This is a genomic window from Bartonella sp. AA1HLJMS (assembly GCF_042197445.1).
GTDB lineage: Bacteria > Pseudomonadota > Alphaproteobacteria > Rhizobiales > Rhizobiaceae > Bartonella.
The window spans coordinates 1-559 of record NZ_JBHIRW010000301.1; the positions used below are offsets into that span (position 1 = coordinate 1).

The following is a 559-nucleotide window of genomic DNA, read 5'->3' on the forward strand; positions in this document are numbered from 1 at the left end:
AGATGATAGAGACCTATCAAGGCTTAAAGATGATGTCACGCATCATGAAATTGATTGCCTTCATTCTCTTTATGTTTATTATCGATTTTTCCCGTTGCGTGGACGCCATAGAGAATAGCTTCTCACATCTTAAAAGATGGATAACAAAAAGTTAGAACTCACAAAATCTTTCCTTTAAAACATGACGAAACAAGAATTTACACAAACATTGTTTGCGTGGATGGGTGGTAAACACTATCTGCGTAAGAAAATTATACCGATTTTAAATAATATTGACCACGAAACCTATGTTGAACCGTTTTTAGGCTCTGGTGTTATTTTCCTAAATAAAAGACCAGCAAAATATTCTGTCATTAATGATTTGAATGGAGAGATCACGAATCTGTTTCAATGCGTTCAAAATGACTTTGATGATTTAGCTAAACGATTGGAGTGGTTTGTTTGTTCAAGACAGTTGTTTTTTGAACTTGCGGCGATTGAACCAGAAAGCCTTTCCAAAGTTGAAAGAGCCGCCCGTTTTTTGTTTCTCCAACGTTGTGTGATGTATGGGAAAAAAGAT

The 559-nt window shown here is 35.6% G+C and carries 1 protein-coding gene; it reads left to right on the forward strand.

Annotated features, from left to right (window positions below; genetic code table 11):
- Window positions 1–181: 181 nt before the first annotated feature.
- Window positions 182–559: DNA adenine methylase (locus ACFIQE_RS11330; protein ID WP_375707793.1), on the forward strand; the 378-nt coding region annotated here is incomplete at its 3' end.